Annotated in this window: 17 protein-coding genes; 7 read left to right on the forward strand and 10 right to left on the reverse strand. The window is 58.2% G+C overall.

The genetic code is table 11. The annotated features are described in order from the left end of the window. Window positions 1-11 precede the first annotated feature (11 nt). The 3 genes from E0H22_RS24510 to E0H22_RS24520 form a co-directional block, all read right to left on the reverse strand. Window positions 12-524 (reverse strand): RNA polymerase sigma factor, encoded by a 513-nt coding sequence (locus E0H22_RS24510; RefSeq protein ID WP_233023529.1) that lies wholly within the window; start codon window positions 522-524, stop codon window positions 12-14. Further along, the gene (locus tag E0H22_RS24515) at window positions 521-1,156 is read right to left on the reverse strand and encodes an STN domain-containing protein (protein ID WP_233023530.1); all 636 of its coding nucleotides are present in this window, start codon (window positions 1,154-1,156) and stop codon (window positions 521-523) included. The genes E0H22_RS24510 and E0H22_RS24515 overlap by 4 nt, the downstream gene beginning before the upstream one ends. A gap of 240 nt (window positions 1,157-1,396) precedes the next feature. Further along, complete coding sequence (locus E0H22_RS24520) at window positions 1,397-2,320, reverse strand: LysR family transcriptional regulator (RefSeq protein ID WP_233023531.1); 924 nt, start codon at window positions 2,318-2,320, stop codon at window positions 1,397-1,399. A 63-nt stretch (window positions 2,321-2,383) separates the two neighbouring features. Here E0H22_RS24520 and E0H22_RS24525 point away from each other — a divergent pair, with 63 nt between their 5' ends. Beyond that, window positions 2,384-3,883, forward strand: a complete 1,500-nt coding sequence (locus tag E0H22_RS24525) for an MFS transporter (protein ID WP_233023532.1) — start codon at window positions 2,384-2,386, stop codon at window positions 3,881-3,883. 109 nt (window positions 3,884-3,992) lie between these two features. On the opposite strand, the gene E0H22_RS24530 is transcribed toward E0H22_RS24525, so the two are convergent. The 6 genes from E0H22_RS24530 to E0H22_RS24555 all read right to left on the reverse strand — a co-directional run bounded on the left by E0H22_RS24530 (window position 3,993) and on the right by E0H22_RS24555 (window position 10,902). Continuing rightward, on the reverse strand, window positions 3,993-5,402 hold the full coding sequence (locus E0H22_RS24530) for a purine-cytosine permease family protein (protein ID WP_233023533.1): 1,410 nt from the start codon (window positions 5,400-5,402) through the stop codon (window positions 3,993-3,995). Window positions 5,403-5,557: 155 nt separating this feature from the next. Further along, on the reverse strand, window positions 5,558-6,703 hold the full coding sequence (locus tag E0H22_RS24535) for a Coenzyme F420 hydrogenase/dehydrogenase, beta subunit C-terminal domain (protein WP_233023534.1): 1,146 nt from the start codon (window positions 6,701-6,703) through the stop codon (window positions 5,558-5,560). Between the two features lie 1,121 nt (window positions 6,704-7,824). Next, a complete protein-coding gene (locus E0H22_RS24540) occupies window positions 7,825-8,577 on the reverse strand; it encodes an SDR family NAD(P)-dependent oxidoreductase (RefSeq protein WP_233023535.1) in 753 nt (250 codons plus the stop codon). A gap of 56 nt (window positions 8,578-8,633) precedes the next feature. Beyond that, window positions 8,634-9,188, reverse strand: coding sequence for a YybH family protein (locus E0H22_RS24545; RefSeq protein WP_233023536.1), 555 nt, complete (start codon window positions 9,186-9,188; stop codon window positions 8,634-8,636). Continuing rightward, on the reverse strand, window positions 9,189-9,830 hold the full coding sequence (locus E0H22_RS24550) for an FMN-dependent NADH-azoreductase (RefSeq protein ID WP_233023537.1): 642 nt from the start codon (window positions 9,828-9,830) through the stop codon (window positions 9,189-9,191). Window positions 9,831-9,999: 169 nt separating this feature from the next. After that, complete coding sequence (locus E0H22_RS24555; RefSeq protein WP_233023538.1) at window positions 10,000-10,902, reverse strand: LysR family transcriptional regulator; 903 nt, start codon at window positions 10,900-10,902, stop codon at window positions 10,000-10,002. 219 nt (window positions 10,903-11,121) lie between these two features. Between E0H22_RS24555 and E0H22_RS24560 the strand changes: the two genes are divergently transcribed. From E0H22_RS24560 to E0H22_RS24585, 6 genes are all read left to right on the forward strand, one after another. Beyond that, a complete protein-coding gene (locus E0H22_RS24560; RefSeq protein WP_233023539.1) occupies window positions 11,122-11,811 on the forward strand; it encodes a glutathione S-transferase family protein in 690 nt (229 codons plus the stop codon). Next, window positions 11,709-13,256, forward strand: coding sequence for a dihydropyrimidinase (hydA, locus tag E0H22_RS24565; RefSeq protein ID WP_233023540.1), 1,548 nt, complete (start codon window positions 11,709-11,711; stop codon window positions 13,254-13,256). Before E0H22_RS24560 ends, hydA begins: the two co-directional genes overlap by 103 nt. Before the next feature lies 1 nt (window position 13,257). Next, window positions 13,258-13,755, forward strand: coding sequence for an ureidoglycolate lyase (locus E0H22_RS24570; RefSeq protein WP_233023541.1), 498 nt, complete (start codon window positions 13,258-13,260; stop codon window positions 13,753-13,755). After that, the gene (locus E0H22_RS24575; protein ID WP_233023542.1) at window positions 13,752-15,251 is read left to right on the forward strand and encodes an amidohydrolase family protein; all 1,500 of its coding nucleotides are present in this window, start codon (window positions 13,752-13,754) and stop codon (window positions 15,249-15,251) included. Before E0H22_RS24570 ends, E0H22_RS24575 begins: the two co-directional genes overlap by 4 nt. A 348-nt stretch (window positions 15,252-15,599) precedes the next feature. Beyond that, window positions 15,600-16,124: a hypothetical protein gene (locus tag E0H22_RS24580; protein ID WP_233023543.1), complete on the forward strand. Its 525-nt coding sequence runs from the start codon at window positions 15,600-15,602 to the stop codon at window positions 16,122-16,124. Window positions 16,125-16,903: 779 nt separating this feature from the next. Next, window positions 16,904-18,667 (forward strand): hypothetical protein, encoded by a 1,764-nt coding sequence (locus tag E0H22_RS24585; protein WP_233023544.1) that lies wholly within the window; start codon window positions 16,904-16,906, stop codon window positions 18,665-18,667. A 293-nt stretch (window positions 18,668-18,960) separates the two neighbouring features. Here the strand turns inward: E0H22_RS24585 and E0H22_RS24590 are convergent, their stop codons facing one another. Beyond that, window positions 18,961-20,580 carry a site-specific integrase gene (locus E0H22_RS24590; protein ID WP_233023545.1) on the reverse strand — a complete coding sequence of 540 codons (1,620 nt, stop codon included), beginning with the start codon at window positions 20,578-20,580 and terminating at the stop codon, window positions 18,961-18,963. Between the last annotated feature and the right edge of the window lie 477 nt (window positions 20,581-21,057).

A 21,057-nucleotide genomic window follows, 5' to 3' on the forward strand; every position in this document is an offset into this window, starting at 1 on the left:
ATCGTGCACGATCAGCGCCCCAGTTCTTCCCGGCGAGCCACAATATATTCGTGGGCCAGCCGCAACTCCTTGGACACAAGCCGCAGCGAGACGCCGAGCTTGGTGGCGATCTCCTGTAAGGACAGACCATCGACCCGGGCCGCCAGCAGAATGGCACGGCGCCGCGCCGGCAATTCCGTCAACACAGCTTTCATTGCCCGTAGATCGGCACGGGCCTGGGTTATCCGAAGCGGGTCTGGCATATCGTCGGCTAGATCGAGCAAGCCCTCGATTTCCAGTGCAGACAGATGCCGCTTTTCGGACTGATAAAGATCGAACGCAACATTCAGGACGGTTCGGAAAAGATAGCTGTTGGGGCTTTTCACTCCGGTGCCGACATCCAGCCGTGACAGCCGCAGCCAGGTTTCCTGCAGGACTTCGGAGGCAAGGTCCGCCGATCCGAGCCGCGGTGCCAGACGCTTCCTGAGATCGTCATAGCGATCGAGAAAAACGCGTCGCAGCGTTGTGAGACCGCCTTCACTCATGGCTGCCCCGCACGCATCGACCCGCTGTCCTGGCGGCAGCCTGTAGCGCCGACGGTCTGTGGCACCATCATGATCAAGGCCGGCTGAGTGAAAGCGGCCGGCGGGCGTTGTTCCAGTCTGACGCCGAGCAATGCAGCGTCGATATTGCGGTCGATCGCTGGCGTCCCGGCCGAACTGAGCCGTTGCACATGTTCGACATTGCCCCGCGGACCGATCCAGATCAGCGCAACTGCACGGAACGTGCCCGGCTCCAGAACGCCCTGCCGGCAAAAGCTCTCGCGTAGCGCGACCTGGATTTGCGCGTAGTAACGCTGTGCAACCGCGTGGCCGGACGGCGAGTTTGCGGATGGCACATCCTGCGAAGGCAAGGACAATATAAACGAGCCATCATCGAGAAAACGGGCTCGCAGACCCGTGCCTTCCAGCAGCCTTACAAGAGCATCGAGCGGCGCCATCCGTCCGGCGACAGGATTCGATATGCGTCCCTCGACGAGGCGCGCCTGATAGAAAACCTCACGCCCCGTGAGGTCGCCGTAACGCGTCAAGGCATTTGCAAGCGGCTGTGCTTGGATCTCGAAATCGGGCGGCAGTTCTTTGACCGTGTCAGGCGCGGCGGCAGCGGCGCCCGACATGAAAAACAGCGCCAGAAAAGCTAGGCCGCCAAAAGGACTGCACCAGACTCGCCTCAACTGACCGCCCCGCCGAAGTCGCATCGCCGCAATCGCAGGAGCTGAATTCCACGCGCCACAAACGCAATATGCATCGGCTGCTTATCGTCGCAACGCGATAATGTACAAGCCGCCCTGAACGGAAAGGAGCAATAGAGGCCCGACACGACAGTTTTGCGACAGCCACTATCCCGGTCGTCGCGCTCACCCTGGCTCGCCCGATGGCTCTCCGCCCGAAAGCCTCTGCTCACCTGACGTCAGATGCTCCACGAGCGCACGCGCGGTCGGAGCGATATTTTCCTGGGCCCGCGTGCAGACAGAGAATCTGCGCGTAGCCCAATCATCGGCGAGGCGAACAAATGCAATCTGCATGAAGCGCCGACAATTGCGCGCCGTCGTCGCCGGAACGATGCCGAGGCCGACGCCGTCGGCCGCCATACGGCAGATGCCTTCGAACGTTCGCGTTCGGACGCGGGTCTTAAGGCGACCACCGGCGATCAGCGCACGCCCATCGAGATTTTGCTGCAAGGCGCCTTCTGCCAGGCCGATGAAATTCTCATGCACGATATCGGTGAACAGAACGTCCTTGCGATTCGCCAGCGGATGGTCGTGATGTGCAACCACCACCAATTGATCGATCGCGAACGGACGGAGCCTCAAGCCATCGGTGCTGACCGTGTCGGAGATGATACCGATCTCGGTCAAGCCAGCCGAGAGTGCCCGCACGATCTCCGAACTCTGCCGCTCACGCAGATCTACGTCAGTGTGAGGATTCGCCGCCATCCAAGGCGCAAGCCGTTCCGGCAAGAACTCGGTGATTGCCGCCGTGGGCGCCATCAGCCGGATGACGGTCCTGAGCCCTTTGGCATGCTCATCGAGTTCACCGCGCATTTGCGCCATCTGGCGCTGAACCAGCGCTGCATGATGTGCCAGTGCCTCGCCCGCATTGGTGGGAGACACGCCACGCCGACCTCGCTCAAGAAGCTTGACCCCGCTTGCAATCTCCATCGCGCGCAGGCGTTCGCTGGCAGCGGGCAACGAAAGTCCGGCGGCGATAGCGCCGTGGGTAATGCTACCCGCATCAACGACGGCCAAGAAGAGCCGGAGATCAACGAAATCAAAACGCATGGCGATTGCTTATCAAGCATCCAGACTTCGGGCTAGCCGAAGTCTGGATGCGGAACATCCGCATTGTGGCGACTGAGGGGACTGATAATCGGGGCGGCACGATCGAACGAGCCGGCCACTAGGACTCCTGCCCCTATGCAAAAAACATCAATGCCGCAAGGCGTTGGGAGAAACAGCATTGTTCTCCCGTTTATCGTGGCCGCGACCTATTTCATGGAAAGTCTGGATACGACGATCATCGCCACGGCTTTGCCGCAGATGGCGCAATCCTTCCATGTCGGCCCCAACGAAGTCAGCCTGGGCATGACGGCCTATATGCTCACGCTGGCGGTGCTGATTCCGATCAGCGGCTGGATCGCGGATCGGCATGGCACTCGAACGGTATTCGGTAGCGCAGTGGTCATTTTCACGATCGCATCCGTCTTATGCGGATTGGCCGACAGCGTTCTGTCGTTCACGCTTGCCCGCGTGTTGCAGGGCGCCGGCGGAGCGATGATGGTGCCGGTGGGGCGCATGATCGTTGCGCACAACACCGATCAATCGCATATGCTGCGCGCGATCTCGACCATCACATGGCCCGCGATCATTGCGCCGGCGGTCGGCCCGACTGTGGGCGGCCTGATCACCACCTATGCATCCTGGCATTGGGTGTTTTTCCTCAATGTCCCGTTTTCCATCGCTGCCTTTGCCGCCATCATCATTTTCGTTCCCAACCAGTCCGGTCAGGGCCGCAGGAAACTCGACGTCAAAGGATTGCTGCTGACCAGCGCATCCCTTGTGGCACTGCTTTACGGGATGGAATTGGCAAGCCACCAGGAGACGAGCCTGATATTTGCAGGCGGCATCATCAGCGCCGGCGTTGTCATCGGCCTCATGGCCATCCTGCATCTCCAGAACACGCGCCAGCCAATCCTCAATCTCGCAGTATTTCGCGTGAAGACTTACACCACATCGGTTTGGTGGGGCGGCTTTGCGAGAGCGGGAATGGAAGCGATCCCCTATCTTTCACCGCTTCTGTTTCAAATCGGCTTCGGCCTTTCGGCTTTCCATTCCGGTCTATTGTTGCTGGTCACCGCAACAGGCAATCTTGGAATGAAAACCCTGACCACACCGATCATGCGGCGCTTCGGCTTTCGCGTTGTTGCGATCGTGAATGGCACGGCCGTCGCTTTGAGCATTCTCGCCTTTGCATGGGTAACGCCCACGACACCGATGCCCGCGCTGTTTGCGGTGCTGTTCGCGTATGGCGTGACGCGCTCGCTACAACTCTCGACGATGACGACGTTGAGCTATGCCGACATTTCAGAGGAGCTGAAAAGCTCGGCCAGCACCTTGTGGAGCACGATGCAGCAAATGACGACCGGGCTAGGCATCGCCTTTGGCGCCGTATGCCTACGCCTCGCCAGCATCGTCCGCATAAGCGAGGATGCGACGGGCAGTCACCCTTTCACGGTGACTGATTTTCAGTGGGCGTTTGCCGCCACAGCGTTACTGACGCTGCTCCCCACCATCGCTTACTGGCGCCTCCCGCATGATGCAGGACATAGCATCGCAAAGAAGTAGAAATGAATTACTTTCCTATGGCTGCGGCGGAAGAATACCTCTGAAAATGCGAATGCTGACAGTCCCAAGATTCTGCCAGCATCCGCTGTCGACCATCTCGTTCCAATCGCTAGCCACTTAAGTTGACTGCAGAACTGTCGGCCTCTCCCGCGTAACTCGCATCCGGTAGCTCGCTGGCGGTATCTTCAGGAAAGATCGCGAGCGCCGCGGCATAGATCAATGCACCGGCAAGAGCTGCAACTGGTACGCTGATATCGATGCCTCCCGCGATGCCGCTCCAGATGCCGGTGAACAGTGTGGTCTCGGAAAGCAGGAACCCCACCGCGACCGCCGGCAACCACGCAAGCACCGCGCGCAGATTCCAATTTGCCGCGGGCCAACGCATCTGACGATGGAAATATCCGATGAGGTTAATGACGATCCATGGCGTCGTAGCCACTGTAAACAGCGTGACAAAAGCGATGAATGCATTGACGGCGTCCCAGACGAAGGCGCCAAGGAACACAATGGCGAGACCTAGCAGTCCCACCGCCAACGTGATCCACGCGCGCGATAGTCGCTTGAAGAAGGACGACAAATCGAGACCTGGCGCGTAGAGGCACAGCGCGCCATGCGAGAGCGGCCCGACGACTCCGATCAAGATGACCGGGCCGATATACCAAGCGGGACATCCCTGAACCATGCCACCGATCGGGCCAAGTTTTACATCAAAGATCGAGCCCTCGAATGCTCCGAAAGTCATCACGGCCAGGCAACCGACGAAAAGGCCGCCGCCATTTGCAAGGCCGATACTGAGCGCCGAATGCTTGTTCCGCGAAATATAGCGCGCATAGTCATTCGAAAACGGCGCATAGGAAACAGGCACGGCGAGTGCTGCGATCATCGCCATGAACCAGGTTGGCCAGAACGATCCGAGCACATAGGCGCCACCCGCATAATTGATATCGAACTGAGGCGCCATCGCGACGAAGCCGAGCAGGAACAGCAGGCCGAGCGCAATAGCAACGAATTTTTGCGCGGCGGCGACTTTGTCATGCCCATAGATAGCCAAGCCGATCGAGCCAAGCCCCATGACGAGGTAACCGCAAGATTTGATCGCCGCTCCGCTCTCAACATGAAACGCGCGGGAAAAACCTCCAGTGATCGCATCTGCGCCGGTCCATATCACCAGCGCGAAGAAGCCGAGCGAGATGAAGAAAGTGAGGAAGGATCCGATCAGCCGCCCATGTCGACCGAAATAGGCACCACTGCTGACGGCGCTATTGGTGCCTGCGCTGCTGCCGAGCAGGGCAAACGGCCCAACCAGAAGACACCCGATAAAGAGACCGACTGCAATGGCACATTCAGCGCTCCAGAAGCCGAGGCCGAACCGAATGGGAAGCCAGCCGAGCACGACAAGATTGAAACACATCTGCGCGCCGACAAAGACGCCGAACAGGCCAATGGGCGAGGCGTATTGTCCGCCTTCGGGGATCCGATCGGCGCCATAGGTTTCGATTGAATGTCCAGTCGATGACAAGTGCTGCTCCTTTATGGTTTGCTTCAAGTGATTTGTTCATCGCATCGCCTATCCACGGGCGTGCGCCTTCACCGAGCCGGACAGGCCCGCTTCGCGTGTTATGCCGTTCGGAACTCCGAAACGCCGGGACGAAATAGCCGGCGCGACTCATTCGATCAGGACGTCGACGATCCCTGCTCAATATGCCGGGGGGCGCTCTCCCGGTTGCCCCCTGCCTTTGCGCGTGCCCGCGCGCCAAGCATATTGGCCAGTGCATCCCGCCATCCGTGAATGGCGCTCCTGATCAATCCCATATTTCGGAATGACGGGATCATTTGTCCTGCCATCAGAAGACCGAGAAGTCGCGCCGCGACCGCGATTTTCCGCGCCCGGTGATGTGGCTGCATGCGATCGAGCGCACCATCGTCGAGCGGCTTGAGCTTGAGGACGCCCGCTTGTGCTAAGCTGTCAATGAGCTTCGCGCCGGCCTTCGTCCGTGCTATCATGAGATTGACGTTGTCCCGCTTGCCATCAACATCCCAAGCGTCGCCGCAAACGATATCGGCCTGTTCGCCCATACTATCTGGGCAGATCTTGCAGCGGAATTGAACATCCGGTCCAAACTCCTTGAACCAGGTATCGTCGAAATCCTGCTCATGCGCACGCCCATCCGATGCCTCGATACGCGTTGGACCGGGACATCCATGGCCGCGATGCCGCATCAGGCTGATGTCGTCCTCAGCGAAGCCGTAACGCGCGGCCATGCGCACCGACGCGCTATGGCTGGGCAAGCCGCCGCATGGAAATGAAATCGCGGCACGCATCAGCTTGTCGATACGCGCATCACGCTTGGCCATGTTACGAACGCCCGCGACGTCGCAAGGCTTGCCGACAAATGCGAACGGCTCGCCACGGTCCAGCACCTCATGGAGCCGCGTCAACGGCGCCACCGGCCCGTAGCGCGAGCCGGCAGCACGGCGGATATCCTCCCTCGACTGGCTGACGCAGGCGACGCTTCGCATAGGTCGCTCAGGATCGGCCATCACATGCAATACGCTCTTCACCTCATCGGCCTCAATCAACCGGGTCGTGATCGCCGTGATCGCGCCGCCTGATGCCCCTTCGAAGCTCATGCGACCATCGACGACCTCGCTGACATAAGTCCCCCGCCTAACTCCCCACACAGGATCGGCGCGCGCCTCATCACCGTCCTTGTGCTGTCGCAGGCCAGGACAGATCGTCAGAATTTCGTCTTCCACTTTGGCAGCCAGCTCGTGGCCCGCCACGACCGGACGCAAGAAGCCGTTGCTCCCCATCGTCATTTGCAGACTATCGCGGCCAGCGACACTCTCGCAAAGCCCGCACCCGACGCACATTCCATTTTCGACGATGCTGGCAATGCCTTTGCCTGCCTGAACACGTTTGGCAGCGTGCGATTTGGCCTCACCGCGATAGACGACGTTTGCTGACGTTGCGGCGGCAAGGTCTCTCAAAGATGGCATCGGTTCAGAACAAGTCGGCATCGCTTACATGATCCTCGGTTGTCGCGGGCCACCAAATCGGCGGCTACGCGACAACAGGATCAGCAACGCCTGTGCCAAGGCGCGAACACGGCCACAATCAACTACCCTCGAACACACCCAATCGCCGAACAAAGGCGCCGCAACGCATGTCGATATTTGAGTATACTGATCATCTATACTTGCAGAGATAACGTTATTATCAAATCACCAAGCGCCGACTTCAGACGATATAGATCGAATATTAGGTAGATACTTTCATTCTCAATAAGATACAGCGGATTTTATCTTGCATCATCTCATCGCATTCGCATGTCGCGCGCTGTCGTGGCAACAACGATGCACGCAAACCATGAGGCGATTTTCAGTTTGGAAAACCACGCTGTCACATGTGCAAGGGCCGTAAGAGCGATCTCACATCGTCTCTCGTCGATCACAAGCAAAAACAGCTAATCGATGAACATCTTCGATGCAGAAGAACTCGGCAGCGCCTAGAAATCAGTCAAACACCGATCACGCAAGCGATCGTGTTCTAGTAATACAGATACCGGAAAGCCCTTGATCGGACGTGCGGAAGCAACGCGGCCTGCGGCTCGGGGTAAGCACAAGATATCGCTTTTTGAGATCAGCCCGAACAATTCAAGCGCCGGCTATCGGCAAGATAGCTTGGAACAATCGATCTTACCAAAGCGAGTATGAAGGCCGCAGATGTGCGGTCACAATGCTTAGGTTTTTATACTACGGATCGATTCTTTTGTTCTGGGGCGCGACGGGATGCGCGCGATTACTGTTCGTCGATCTCGTGCAACGATCGAGCACTGAATGGATCCGTCAAAGCTTCGCTATTTCGACCTGTTCACGCAGGCACCTGCTTCGACCCTGGGTAGCAGGGATGCCAGGGAGGAAGGATTCTAGACCGGCTATCAGAAAGGCACTTCGCCCCGGTCGACACCGATCGTCTGCCCCGTAATATTGACCGACATGGGAGACGCTAGGAACAGATAGGGCCCGACGACATCGGCGGGATCCATCAATCCGTCTAGCGCCTGCCCAGACAGAATATCGTCGAGCATGTCCTGCTGCGATCGCGACTGACGGTCGGCCATTTCCTCCAGCGATCGGAGGGAAGCATCGGTGCGAACCCATCCAGGCGCGACCGCATTGGCGGTGATGCCGCGCGGCCCGAGCTCCTTAGCCCATGTTTTGGTCAACCCGATGATCGCATGTTTGGAAGCGACATAGGCACTGAATAGCGGTTCCGGCGCGCGCCCCCAGGCGGAGGATGTCGAGATCACCCGACCATTCGCACGCATGCGAGGCAAGGCATGCCGCGTTGTTAGGAATGTGCCCGTAATATTGATGTCGATGATGCGCCTGAAAATCCGCTCGTTGTCCTCACTAAGGTCGGCCAGCGGCGTTAGTCTTTCCAGGCCGGCATTGTTCACGAGGACATCGATATCTCCGATCTTAGCGAACACGTCTTCGAGCGCTGCGCTGTCGGTCACATCTGCAATGTGACCGCTCGCAAACAGTCCATCGGCGACCGACAGCACCGATGGATCGTCGGCCAAAAGATGAAGGTGCGCGCCAAATGATGCAAAACCTTCGGCGATCGCCCGCCCAATGCCACGGCTCGCCCCTGTCACGACGACCGTCATATTCTCGAAATCCATCATCGGGACTCTCCAGCGGCGATAGCGCGGGACGGCGGCTTAACCGTCCCGCGTCGCGATCAATCTGCGTGCGGCGGGCGGTCGATCGTCCAGCTCGCGTCGGCTCCCCACGGGTGGTCGATGAAGAACACCCATTCGCCATTGTCGAGCTTACGCATCACTTCCATCCCGTGGTGATGCACCTCGATCTTCTTGCCGTCTTTGTCCTCGCCGCTGATCAGCCACTGCGACCGGCACAGCGCGAAATCGCCGGCGACGGTGGTATGATGCACGATCACATCCATATGCGGCTTCAGACCAATATAACCGGCCATCACTTCCTTGATGCCGGCGCTTCCCTTGGCGACATTGTTGCTGCCGTGAACCTGCTCGACCCGGACAACACTGGCTTCGGGGTGATACATCTTGGCTGCGGCCTCGACGTCCTGCGCATTAAAGGCTTTGGCCAGCCAATGATCGACGAGTTCGGGTGACGGTGCGCCCACTGTAATTCTCCTTTTCGATGTGATGTCAGATGAAGCTGCATGCCGCATGGGCGGAACGCAACGAGGCGGTGCCCGCAAGGGGCGTTGACAGGCGATCGGCTGCGCGCCGGTCGCCAGCAATTCGGACATTTAATTCGCGTAGGCGCTTTGCGCGTGAGCCACGAACGAGACTGACGCGATATCGGCCTCAACCCGCTCAAGCGCGGCTCCCAGAGCCTCGCCCCCCAGCGCGACGCCCTCGACCTGGACGAATCTAAGATCGTGCAGGCCGATCTTTCCAAGCACAGCGGTGAGATAGGGCGACAGAAAATCGACCTTGGTTCCCAGCCCCTCGCGATACAGGCCACCCGACGATGTGACGATGTAAGTCGGGCGATCCCGCAACAGGCCTCGTGGGCCTTCCGGCGTATGCACGAAAGTTCGTCGTGCTCTTACGATATGATCTAGCCATGCCTTCAGGGCCGACGGGATGGAGTAGTTATACATCGGGCAACCGATGACCACAGCGTCGGCGCTTTCCAGCTCGCCAATGAGTGTCTCGGAAAGCGCGAGCGCCAATGATTGCTCCGCAGTTCGATCCTCCGCGGAGACGAACATCGCTTCGACGAACGCATCGCTGACGTGAGGAAGTGCGGAACGAACCAGATCGCGCGAGACAATCTCACCGCCCGTCAGATCTTGCAGTCGCTGCACGACCTGCAACGAGAATTTCCGACTATAGGATGTGCCGCAGGTCTGCGAACTGCTATCGATATGAAGTATTTTGGTCATCGGATGGCGATCTCGATCCATGTGTGCGGCGTAGCGCCTTGTCGCTCCACATGTAGGAGGATCGCGGAGACCCGTTCAATCGCGATTACCGCACGCGGCGTTTGCAGCACCGCAAACGCCGGCTGCTTGCGCATGGGGTACGCATGCGTCATTGCCCACCGCTACGCATCTATTCTCCAGCCTGCCTGCCCTCCAGAAGCGGGCGGCGGGCGCGCAGGCCCGCACCGACAATATCGAAGAATGCCTTTATTCTCGCGGTCTGCCGCGAGTCCTGATGGGTCACGAGCCATAGCTCGCGCGATAGCTCCTTGATGGGGCTGACGACGCGCTCGATATCCGGTTCCAGATCACCGAGATAGCAAGGCAGAAGCGCCAGCCCGATTCCAGCCTTCGCAGCCATGAGCTGATTGATCAGACTGCTGGATCGGTAGATGATCGAGTCCTGCCGCACCGCTTCATTCAACCATTTCGATGCGCCCGCGGTCGCGGCCAGGTCCCATCCGACGAATTTGTGATGTTCGCAATTCTTCAGACTGAGGACCGGCCCGTGCGCAAGAACGTAGTCGCGGCTGCCATAGAGAGTCCAGGCGACATTAGCGATCTTGCCGCCAAAGAGATTTCCATCGGTGGGACGCGTCGCACGAATCGCGACGTCCGCCTCGCGGCGCGCAAGATCGAGCTGCCTGTTGTCGACAATGAGCTCGATTTCGATCCCCGGATGCGCCCGATGAAACTCCGCCAAGACGCTGTTCAAGATGCGATAAGCGATCGTCTCCGAAGATGTCGCCCGCAAACTCCCGCTCAATCTCGCATCGATACCAGAGATTTCACGGTCGAGCGTCACCGTCTCCAGTTCAACGCGCTCCGCAGCAGCGACAACCCGCTCGCCAGCCGCGGTCGGCGTGTAGTGACCACCCTTCCTCTCGAATAATCTTGCACCGGTTCGCTCTTCCAAAGAGTTCAACCATCGAAACAACGTCGAATGCGTATGCCCTAAATCTGCTGCTGCGCCCTTCAATGTGCCGTTGCGGCCGATGGCCAAGACGAGTCGCAGGTCATTCCAATCACGCATGCGTTGCTCCACCGAGCCAATGAACGTTTCTTGTGCAGACGCCGCGACTGTGTGCACGCTGATCGGCTAGCATCATTCTCCGCCGATCAAGCGGTCGTTCCGCACCATCGCAACCATAGCTGATCTGCAGACGGCAACAGTCAAGCACAGTTTGCATAGCGGAAAACGCAGATTTCCGATCTGAAACGCCGCATGTTGTCGCGATTTGATAGGAGGAGAATGTCTCATCTCTTCGTTGATGCGGAGTCCGGCATGATCCCTATAGACTTCTACACTTTCGCCACACCGAACGGTCGAAAGGTTGCGATCATGCTCGAAGAGCTCGAACTTTCTTACGAGAGTCACATCATCGATATCGAGCGTGGAGAACAGAAGTCGCCGGAATTCCTCCGCAAGAATCCCAATGGGAAGATTCCGGTGGTCGTCGATCATGCAACCAACAAAACGATTTTCGAATCCTGCGCGATTTTGCTCTACTTGGCCGAAACATATGGCCCGAGTTTCGCTATGCATGAAGACGAACGGCTCGAATTGCTGCAATGGCTATTTTTCCAGGTCGGCCATATCGGACCCATGATCGGACAGTTATGGCACTTCAAAGAGTTCGCCAGCGAGCAGATCCCAAGCGCGATCTCTCGCTATGAGAAGGAATGTTACCGACTGTTTTCAGTCCTCGACGATCGTCTGGTAGCACGAGACTACATCAACGGTCGCTATAGCATCAGCGACATTGCCACCTGGCCTTGGATCGACGCGGCGAATAGCCAACTCGGCCTCTCCTTCGAGCAGTTTCCGCATCTCAAAAGATGGCATGCGGCCATATCCGAACGACCTGCAGTGATAAGATCAGCTTCCATTGGTCATCACTCCCCGACCGCTGCGTTTACTCCGGATGGGAGTGCGCAATAGTGACACCTGAATTCGATCTCGTCATTCGCAATGGCACGGTTGTCACCGCAGCAGATGTGGTCCAATGCGATGTCGGGATCAAGAATGGAAAGATCTCGGCGATCGCCGAGCGCTTGCCGGTGAGCGCCAGCGATATCGATGCGAGTGATCTCTTCGTGATGCCAGGCGGCATCGACAGCCACGTTCACATCGCGCAGGACAGTCCCGACGCCAAGATGGCGGACGACTTTGCGACGGGATCGCGCTCGGCTGCCGCTGGCGGCAATACGACCTTTATCCCGTTCGTCGTTCAGCCGCGCGGAGCATCGCTCAGACAATGTGTCGAGGACTATCATCAGCTGGCGGCCGGCCAATGTCACGTGGACTATGGATTCCATCTGATCATCACCGATCCTTCGTCCGTCGTACTCGGGCAGGAATTGCCGGCTCTCGTGCGCGATGGCTACACATCATTCAAGGTCTTCATGACCTATGACGACATGGTACTAAACGATCGCCAGATCTTGGAAGTTTTCGATTGCGCCCGACGGGAGCGCGCCCTCGTGATGGTTCACTGCGAGGGTTACGACACCATCAAATTCATGACCGAGCGCCTCGAAACACAGGCCCGGACCCAACCTTTCTTCCATGCCGTTTCACGCCCGGAGCCCATTGAGCGCGAAGCGACGCATCGCGCCATATCGTTTTCAGAACTAATCGACGTTCCGATCATGATCGTGCATGTCTCCGGCCGCGAAGCGATGGAGCAGGTTCGATGGGCCCAGCAGAAGGGTCTCAAAATCTACGCAGAGACATGTCCGCAATACATTTCGCTGACCGCCGACGACCTGAAAGGCATCGGCGCCCCTGAGGCCGGCGGCAAGTATGTCTGTTCGCCGCCGCCACGCGATCACGACAGTTGGGAAGCCATATGGGAGGGCCTGCGGCTCGGCGTGTTCTCTACATTCTCGTCGGATCATTGCCCGTTCTATTACGATAGCCCCGTGGGCAAGCTGTCGCCGAAAGGCAAGCAGTCATTCCGATGGATCCCAAACGGGATACCCGGCGTCGAAACGCGAATGCAGATCCTGTTCTCGGAGGGCGTCGTCAAAGGACGTATCACCCTTGAGCAATTCGTTGCCCTGACATCGACAAATCATGCGAAAATGTATGGCCTCTATCCCCAAAAGGGATCTATCGCTGTTGGCTGCGATGCAGATATCGCCATTTGGGATCCGCGCAGCAAGCACACGATCACTCAAAGTGCCCTTCACCACGGCTCCGACTATACGCCATGGGAAGGCTTCGAAGTCACCGGCTGCGTTGTCAAAACCATCCTGCGCGGCAGGGTGATTTTTGATAGAGCCAATGATTCAGTACTGAATTCAGCTCCCGCAGGCGAGTTTATGAAGCGCAAATTTTCAGCATATGCCGCGCCCCAACCTCATATCACATCGGCTGAATAATATGAGTCCTGCTATCATCGTTGCAGAACCACTGACACCAGAAGCTTTCGCGCCATATGGCGAGGTTTTACGACCCCCGGACGCGATCGATCGCCAACACTTCGCAGCCGATCTCGTCAATCTGCGTCCTGACGCGCGCCTCAATCTTTCGATTGTGCGCTCGCCGGTCATCGACCTGGCCATAGAGGTCAACGAGCTTGAGCATCATCCCTATTCCGCGCAGGCGTTCATTCCCATCGATGTCGATCACTATGTCGTACTCGTCACCCTAAATAGCGAGGACGACTTGCCTGAATTGCCAAGGATGAAGGCATTTGTCGCTACGCGCCATCAGGGCATTTGCTACCGGCCCGGCATTTGGCATCTCGGAATGACGACCATTCAGCGCCCCGGTGCATTTGCGTTGCTCGTTTACGAAGACGGCACAGCGAATGATTGCCTATTTTGCCGCATCCCCGCCGCTCGGCTTGATATCTCAATGGCAGGCGTTCTTTCATGAATGAAGATATTTTTCAGGCAAGATGGCTGGTGCGGGGCATCCTCGCCAAGCATGCTCCGGACATCGTAAGCGACGGCGCGATTCTCGTTCGTGGAGGGGTCATTGTTGATAGCGGCGACCTTGCGGCTATGCGGCGACTGGCGCCGCTGGCGAAGGTCAGACATTACCCGCGCCACATGATCTTGCCGGGCTTTGTGAATGCACATCATCATGTCGGCCTGACGCCGCTGCAGCTTGGATCGCAGGACGAGCCTCTCGAACTATGGTGGACGACCAGGATGGCGGCCCGCTCCGTCAACTTTTATCTGGATACGCTCTATTCGGCATTCGAGATGCTTGCTTCGGGCATCACTACGGTCCAGCACATCCAAGGGTGGTTGCCTGGTCCGCTGGAGAATATACAGCCCATCGCATCGCGAACGCTCGATGCCTATCGCGACATTGGAATGCGCGCGTCTTACAGTTTTGCCATCCGCCAGCAGAATCGCCTTGTCTACCAGGACGACGACACATTCTGCGCCAGCCTGCCTCCGGAACTGGGTAACGAGTTGCGCGATTACCTGCGCGCGCAGGCCATTCCCTTCGACGACAACTTTGCTCTCTTCGACGCGTTGCAGCGCACGAAAGGTAGCGAGCGCATCAAAATCCAATTGGCGCCGGGCAATCTGCACTGGGTCTCCGATGAGCAGATGAGCGCCATTAGCACGAAGGCCGTTGCGGCAGGCGTTCCCATGCATATGCATTTGCTGGAGACGCCCTATCAGATGGAATATGCACGGCGCCGAACTGGAACCACCGCCGTCAAACACCTGGATAGATTAGGCGTGCTTGGGCCGACATTTACCATGGGCCACGGCGTCTGGCTGAGCGAAGACGATATTGGAATTGTCAAGCAAAGCGGATCGTGTGTCTGCCATAACTGCTCTTCCAACTTCCGGCTCAGGTCAGGGACAGCCCCGCTCAATCGCTTCCATGCGCATGGCGTACCGGTCGGCATCGGTCTCGACGAAGCGGGCATCAACGACGACCGTGACATGCTGCAGGAAATGCGGCTGATCCTGCGCGTTCATCGGAGCCCGGGCATGGACGATGGTGTTCCCTCATGCTCCGACGTGCTTCGCATGGCAACTGAACATGGCGCTGCGACCACCGGATGGGGCGTCTCGATCGGCACGCTCTATCCGGGGAAAATCTTCGATGCGGTCATGATCGATTATGAGCAGGCAACCTATCCGTATCAGGACGACGATATCCCGCCGCTCGATGCGATTATTCAACGCGCCAAGCTGCCCGCGGTGTCAGCGGTCTTCGTCGGCGGCGAGATCGTTTACGAAAATGGAAAGTTTACGAAGATTGACCGCGATGCCATTCTGGCCGAGATCGCAGAGCAGCTCGCTTTGCCTCGTTCAAAGCAGGAATTACAGATGCGCGGTTTGAGCCAAAAGCTCGTTCCACATGTTAGATCGTTTTATGACGGATACATACGCGCGACGTAGCGCTTTAGATTAATAGCATCCGGTTGTCTTTCGTAGATGGCAGCCTGCTACGGCGGCGGCAACAGCCAACATCTCTACATGAGCTCGTAGGCACTTCTGGTGGGGCAAACGGCGACAACGGGCTCTTGTGTCGCATGAATGCCAGCAGTCCGCGCTCTGGTCTCACCGATCGCTTTCACGAATGAGTTCGGGCCTTTGGTTTCGAGCAATGTGAAGTGAATGATGAACCTTCGGTGCGAAGGCTCTCGGGGCCACACCTTCCTCACTAAACCGGCTTGACCAAATATCGAGCTCGATACTATCGGCTAAGCCAACGGGTGACCTCGTGATGACCAACACGGATATAATATGAGCAAGTCCAACGACGATCGTTTGCCCCCCGCCAACACCGGCAATCTCGACGCCGATCATGCCATCAACGCTGAGATCTCATACTTCAACCGCACGGGGAATAAGTTGGCGCTTTGGGCGGTGCTGGACTTGAGCGCCAAGTTTGGGGTCACCGTTCCGACGGAGGTCTGGGCCAAATTTGCAGAGATCGCCGCAGGGATGGTCAGTCTCGCGTCAGACGGCAAGAGCGGCACGCGTGGCCGTGCGGCTGAGCCGTCAGATGGCAAGAGCACGCGTGACCGTGCTGCTGAGCTCGTGCTCGGGATAGGAAATTTCGCTGGCGGATCCCCGTTCAAGGACTACGCAACCCACGCGTCCCACCGAGTTATCATCCAGCGCGTGCGACAGTTATTGCTCCAAGACCTCAAAGATCGGCAGAGCACTCCTGGCGCGTCCTCTTATGGTGTCCAAACCCGCGTCTACGAAACGGTCGCCGAGGAATTCAGCAAAGAACCCGAGACGATTAAGCGCCTGTTCGAATAGGATGATAAAGCGGCGGAAGTTTTCGGATACGGAGTCCTAAAGCGGAAAATCAGCGGTGTCGCCGATGTATGAGTTAACTAAAATGGAGAATTCTAATTTGAATTATTCTCAGGGTCTAAAGTGGATTAAGTAGGGTCGGTCGAAGCTGCTGCCACGAATATATCTCATTGATTTTATTGATATTTTTCTTTTCGGCCGGCGAAGCGGCCAAAGTACCCATTTTTCCGCCATCCTATTGCCACCAACCTTGCCAGCTCCGAGGCCACGCTTGCCTCGGATCTCGGCCGAAAGAAGCTTGCGTCGCCCTCAGTTCTTCCTCTCGCCGCGCGACACTGAGCTCGTCCTCTTCGGGCAGTGCGGCGCGAACGGCTTCCAAGAGGCGCGCCCGGCGCCGTCGTTCAGCGGCGCGCGCTTCGAACTCCGGCAACTCCCAGCCCTTGTCGACAAACTCCCACGCGCCATCAGCAATGGCTGACAGAAACGGCATCTCACCGGCGACGCTCCGGCGAACGGCGGGCGTCAAATGCTTCGATGTTCCGATGCTTTGAGGCAAAACCGGTGTTGGCGACCTCCATCGACGTGGGATCCGTCTGCCCACCAAGAACGAGGGCTACTCGCGGGTCCTCATTGTCGGGACGACCGGCGCCGGCAAGACGACGCTGCTGCGTCATTTCATTGGCTCCACGCATGGCGTCGACCGCTTCCCATCGACATCGACCGCTCGCACGACCATCGCCGATACCGAGATCATCACGGGCGCCAGCCCGTACCGAGCGGCCGTGACGTTCCAATCCGAATTCGAGGTCCGTGCTAATATCGACGAATGCATCGAGGCGGCCTGCCTCGCCGCGACCGAGGGGCAGCCCGACGCCAAGATCGCGGCCGCCCTGCTTACTCACCACGAACAGCGATTCCGTCTGGCCTACCTGCTGGGCGACTGGAGCGGCGAGGAATCTGAAGACGACGATGAGTTCGAGTTCGACGCGGAGAAGTCACCCAGCGAAGAGGCTGTCCATGATGAGGATCGCATCTCCGACAACGAGCGTAGAACTAACGAAGCCGCGGTCGCCTCGTATCTCGAGCGTGCGCGGAAGCTCGCCGTTGAGATAGAAGGACGCACCGTAGCAGATTTCGGCCCGCTCTCGAATCAGGATACTCCCGAAGACAGAGCAGCGTGGCTCGAACTGTACAGCGACCGGCTCTTCGAGAGCGAGGAGTTAGCGAAGCTTTCGCTGGATATCCGCGACGACATCGAAGGCAGATTTGACTTCCTCGACGAGGGCAACCTCGAACGGTCCGCCACGGGGTGGCCGCTCATCTGGTCGTTCGAGACGTCCGACCGCGAGTTGTTCCTGCGCAAAGTGCGTTGGTTCTCAAGCAACCATCACCGGGAATTCGGCAGACTGCTCACTCCGCTGGTCGATGGCATCCGCGTGCAGGGGCCCTTCTTTCCGCTTCTTCCAGAGCTCAAGGGCGCAGGCAGGCTCGTCTTCCTCGACGGACAAGGACTTGGCCACACGGCCGAGTCCGTATCGAGCGTATCGACGAGAGTGACGAAGCGCTTCGGCAACGTCGACGTCATTCTGTTGGTCGATAGCGCGCAGCAGCCGATGCAGGCAGCTCCGATCGCGCTCCTGCGCGCAGCCGGGAGCGCTGGCTACGCGGACAGGATAGCGGTTGCGTTCTCTCACTTCGACCAGGTCAAAGGAGACAATCTGCGCAATATGGCGCAAAAACGCAATCATCTACTCGCCAGCATCATTGGCGCAACCGCCAATCTGCGCCAGGTGCTCGGCGCGCCGGTAGCGGCCGCTCTCGAAAGGCAGATGGAGGAGAACGTCTTCCTGCTTGGCGGCATGGACCGCGAAATCGAGGCTATCCCATCGGGTGTCATCGGCGAAGTAAAGCGTCTTCTCGACAGGCTGCAGTCGGCGGTGGTTCCGACCGCACCGTTCGAGGTGGCTCCGATCTACACGACAAGTGGCTTGGAGCTAGTGCTGCGCGACGCCGTCGATGGCTTCCTGCGGCCATGGGAAGCGCGGCTCGGCCTGGCCTACCGCGACGGCATCAGAGCCGAGCACCATAACCGCGTGAAGGCGCTGAGCCGACGCTTCGCGAACGCCTGGGGCGACGAGTACGACAGCCTGAGGCCGGCAAGCGATCTCATCGGACGTCTACAGGAGGAGATTTCGCGATGGCTCGACAGCCCGGCCGGCTGGACGAGGCAGCCCGCGGGCGACACGGAACGTATGGCTGCGCTGAATCCGGTACGGGGCGCGGTCTTCGTAGCGCTACACGATCTCGTCAAGGCGAGGCTGTCCAACGGACATAGGAATGATTGGCTGACGTCCTATACCTACTCCGGCAAAGGATCCGCGACGCTGCGTTCGGTCGAGATCCGCAGGATCTACGAACGCAGCGCACCACCGATCAGTTCTGCGATGCGACCCGACGCCCGCGCTTTCCTCGTCGAGGTCATCGGCATCGTGAAGTCCGCTGTCGAAACGTCTGGCGGACGCTTCGAAGTACCGAAGGCCGCCTGAGCCCGGTCGCCTCCGAAAACCAAAAGAAGGATGGCCGTCCCCGGCCCTCCTCGTCTTGCACCGCGTGGCAACAATGTCGGCCGTCTAGATCTTACCAGCGGAACACCCGCTTCAGGACCCTGCCCGCTTCGTAAGTGAAGTGCTCGTAACCTTGCCAACGGCATGAACGCCGCTTCGATATCGCGGCCAGCCTTCTAAGGAAATCGGTTCTCGCCACCAGAGGTGTGTGCATCGAGAGGTCCTTGATCTGGACGCCATTGTCATCGCAGACTACGCCCTCATTGCTTTCGAGGTTAACCGATGTCGACGCCGGGAATTTTTAGAAGCTCCCGCTTCAAGGCTTCGGGCGGGAATTCACCGTAAGTGTCAGCCACCGTCTTTCGCCCGTGCCCCGTCATCGCGTTCAGGATGTCGACTGCAAGACCATGACGGCGACCAAGAGTCTTCAATCGATGGCGCCATGAATGATTGGGCGAGATGCGCTTATCGATGATCCCGAGTGACCGGATCCACTTGCTGATAACTTTCGTACCTGTGCCACCGCGAGAACCAAATCGATCAGGCTTCAACTCGGGAAACAATGGTCCCGTTGGGTTTTTCGCCGCGAACGACAAAAAGCCCTCGCCTTCGAGAGCGGGATGAACGGGCACGATCCGCTCAGAGTTTGCGTTCTTCAACGATCCAGCTTCAGCAGCAAAAGCGATGCACCAGACACCCTCGATCTGTTTAACGTCCTCGCCTCGCAACTGACAGATTTCCGCAATCCGGGCTCCAGTATAACAACTAATCCAAGGGCCCCAGCGCAGATGGCTTTCTCCCTCGTTTCGCGCCTTCGAAAGGATAAGGGTAGCTTCTTCGTCGGAGTAGCCCCGTCGGCGCTCGGACGCGCTAGCTTTCAGATCGATCGTGACGCGAGCGCCAGGGTTGATCTCAAGTTTTCGATTGTCTGCCGCCCACTGGAAAATTGCACGGACGGGAGCAAGCTTGCCATCGCGAATGGTTTTGGCAGCTAATCCTTTGCCTAGCAAATCCGCTTTCCATTCGACAAAATTCTCGGCTTTCACGCCGCGCACATCGTCGTGGCCAATAAAAGCGCGGAACTCACCTAGGACCCTCTTCCAGACATACTCAGTCTTTTTGTTGGGCTTCTTCTCTAGCTTCCAGCCATCCAGAATGGTGTCGAAGGACAGCGGCATTGCAGCGGGCAGAGACGGCCGCTCTAAAGGCCGTTGACGCTGATAGCCGGCGTCGACCTTCCCCAGAAGGAACGCTTGATGCTGCTGCATCAGTTTCTGCATCTCGAGCGTGAAGGCTTTGGCCAAGCGCTCTCGGTCGTCTTCGTGCGGGGCAAGACCCCGACGATGCAAATGCTGATCAATGAAGGCATAGCAGGTGTCCCGATGTTTGGTCCGGCGCAGATCTGCCGACGGCAAAGCCTCGCGAACATCGGTGTAAAGTTCGCCGCGCGCCAGATGGGGTGTCCAGAGAGTTGCTCCCACATCAAGATCCCAATCAAGCGGCTGATAGGGATCGAGATCTAGCTGGCGCCGTACCGCGTCGGCAGCCATAGCAGCCTCCCTGGCAATCTCATCTACAGAAAGCGAGCGGCGGCTTTTGCGGAGGTTTGACCAACGCTCCTCGACCTCGGCAAGTTTCAAGGCGTGGAGACGCTTCGCCTCGACCGGATCGCGGGTACCCAGGCTCAGCCGCTCTTCGCGTTTACCGATAAGCTCCCGGAGATCGTCCGGCACACGTCGCCGGAACCAATAGTAGCCGCTGTCTGGATGCTTCCAAGGACGAGACATTGATAGAGCCATGTGTACCACCCGTGTGTACCAATCGGGCGGCAGAAAGCACAATGCTTTCAATGGCCTATTGATTTCATTGTGGTTTTCGGCTGGCTGGCGGGCCATGCGGGAACCCGATGGGCACGACATCTACTCTATAGCCCTCCCAATTGAATCCTGAAAACGGTTTCCAACCTCTTGAAACGACGGGGAAGTTTTATCTTTCGTTTGGCAATCGGCGGGTTTCGACGACGATGACATAGCTATGCCGGCCTTGCAGCTTGCGCTGACGCGAAGGTCGTCCGGCTACGTCGCATAAGACGAATGGACCAAGCGCAAGCTTGCCGACAAATATGTGCAGGCCTTACCGCCTGCGCTATCGGCCGACAGCGATCCGGACAGGCGGAGTTGCCGTTCTCGAAAGCCGTCCTGCGCGAGACGCCGGACCAGAACAAGTCAAACCGCGTCGATGACGGTTATAAGCGGCAGAGCGAGCGCCGAGGGGTATGAGACTCTTGGGCCTTGAGGGGTGACAGGTCGAAGCTTATGAAAACGTGGAAGAATAGCCTATGCTTGTGAGTCAAAGTGATGCACTGTGTTGCA

Source organism: Rhodopseudomonas boonkerdii (assembly GCF_021184025.1).
In the GTDB taxonomy this organism is placed as follows: Bacteria; Pseudomonadota; Alphaproteobacteria; order Rhizobiales; family Xanthobacteraceae; genus Tardiphaga; species Tardiphaga boonkerdii.

Bases quoted from the DNA above. Each gene is read 5' to 3' on its own strand.
- E0H22_RS24510 (WP_233023529.1), bottom strand. From the start codon at position 524: ATGAGTGAAGGCGGTCTCACAACGCTGCGACGCGTTTTTCTCGATCGC.
- E0H22_RS24515 (WP_233023530.1), bottom strand. From the start codon at position 1,156: ATGTCGGGCGCCGCTGCCGCCGCGCCTGACACGGTCAAAGAACTGCCG.
- E0H22_RS24520 (WP_233023531.1), bottom strand. From the start codon at position 2,320: ATGCGTTTTGATTTCGTTGATCTCCGGCTCTTCTTGGCCGTCGTTGAT.
- E0H22_RS24535 (WP_233023534.1), bottom strand. From the start codon at position 6,703: ATGACGATGGGGAGCAACGGCTTCTTGCGTCCGGTCGTGGCGGGCCAC.
- E0H22_RS24540 (WP_233023535.1), bottom strand. From the start codon at position 8,577: ATGATGGATTTCGAGAATATGACGGTCGTCGTGACAGGGGCGAGCCGT.
- E0H22_RS24545 (WP_233023536.1), bottom strand. From the start codon at position 9,188: ATGTCCGAATTGCTGGCGACCGGCGCGCAGCCGATCGCCTGTCAACGC.
- E0H22_RS24550 (WP_233023537.1), bottom strand. From the start codon at position 9,830: ATGACCAAAATACTTCATATCGATAGCAGTTCGCAGACCTGCGGCACA.
- E0H22_RS24555 (WP_233023538.1), bottom strand. From the start codon at position 10,902: ATGCGTGATTGGAATGACCTGCGACTCGTCTTGGCCATCGGCCGCAAC.
- E0H22_RS24560 (WP_233023539.1), top strand. From the start codon at position 11,122: ATGTCTCATCTCTTCGTTGATGCGGAGTCCGGCATGATCCCTATAGAC.
- hydA (WP_233023540.1), top strand. From the start codon at position 11,709: ATGGCATGCGGCCATATCCGAACGACCTGCAGTGATAAGATCAGCTTC.
- E0H22_RS24570 (WP_233023541.1), top strand. From the start codon at position 13,258: ATGAGTCCTGCTATCATCGTTGCAGAACCACTGACACCAGAAGCTTTC.
- E0H22_RS24575 (WP_233023542.1), top strand. From the start codon at position 13,752: ATGAATGAAGATATTTTTCAGGCAAGATGGCTGGTGCGGGGCATCCTC.
- E0H22_RS24580 (WP_233023543.1), top strand. From the start codon at position 15,600: ATGAGCAAGTCCAACGACGATCGTTTGCCCCCCGCCAACACCGGCAAT.
- E0H22_RS24590 (WP_233023545.1), bottom strand. From the start codon at position 20,580: ATGGCCCGCCAGCCAGCCGAAAACCACAATGAAATCAATAGGCCATTG.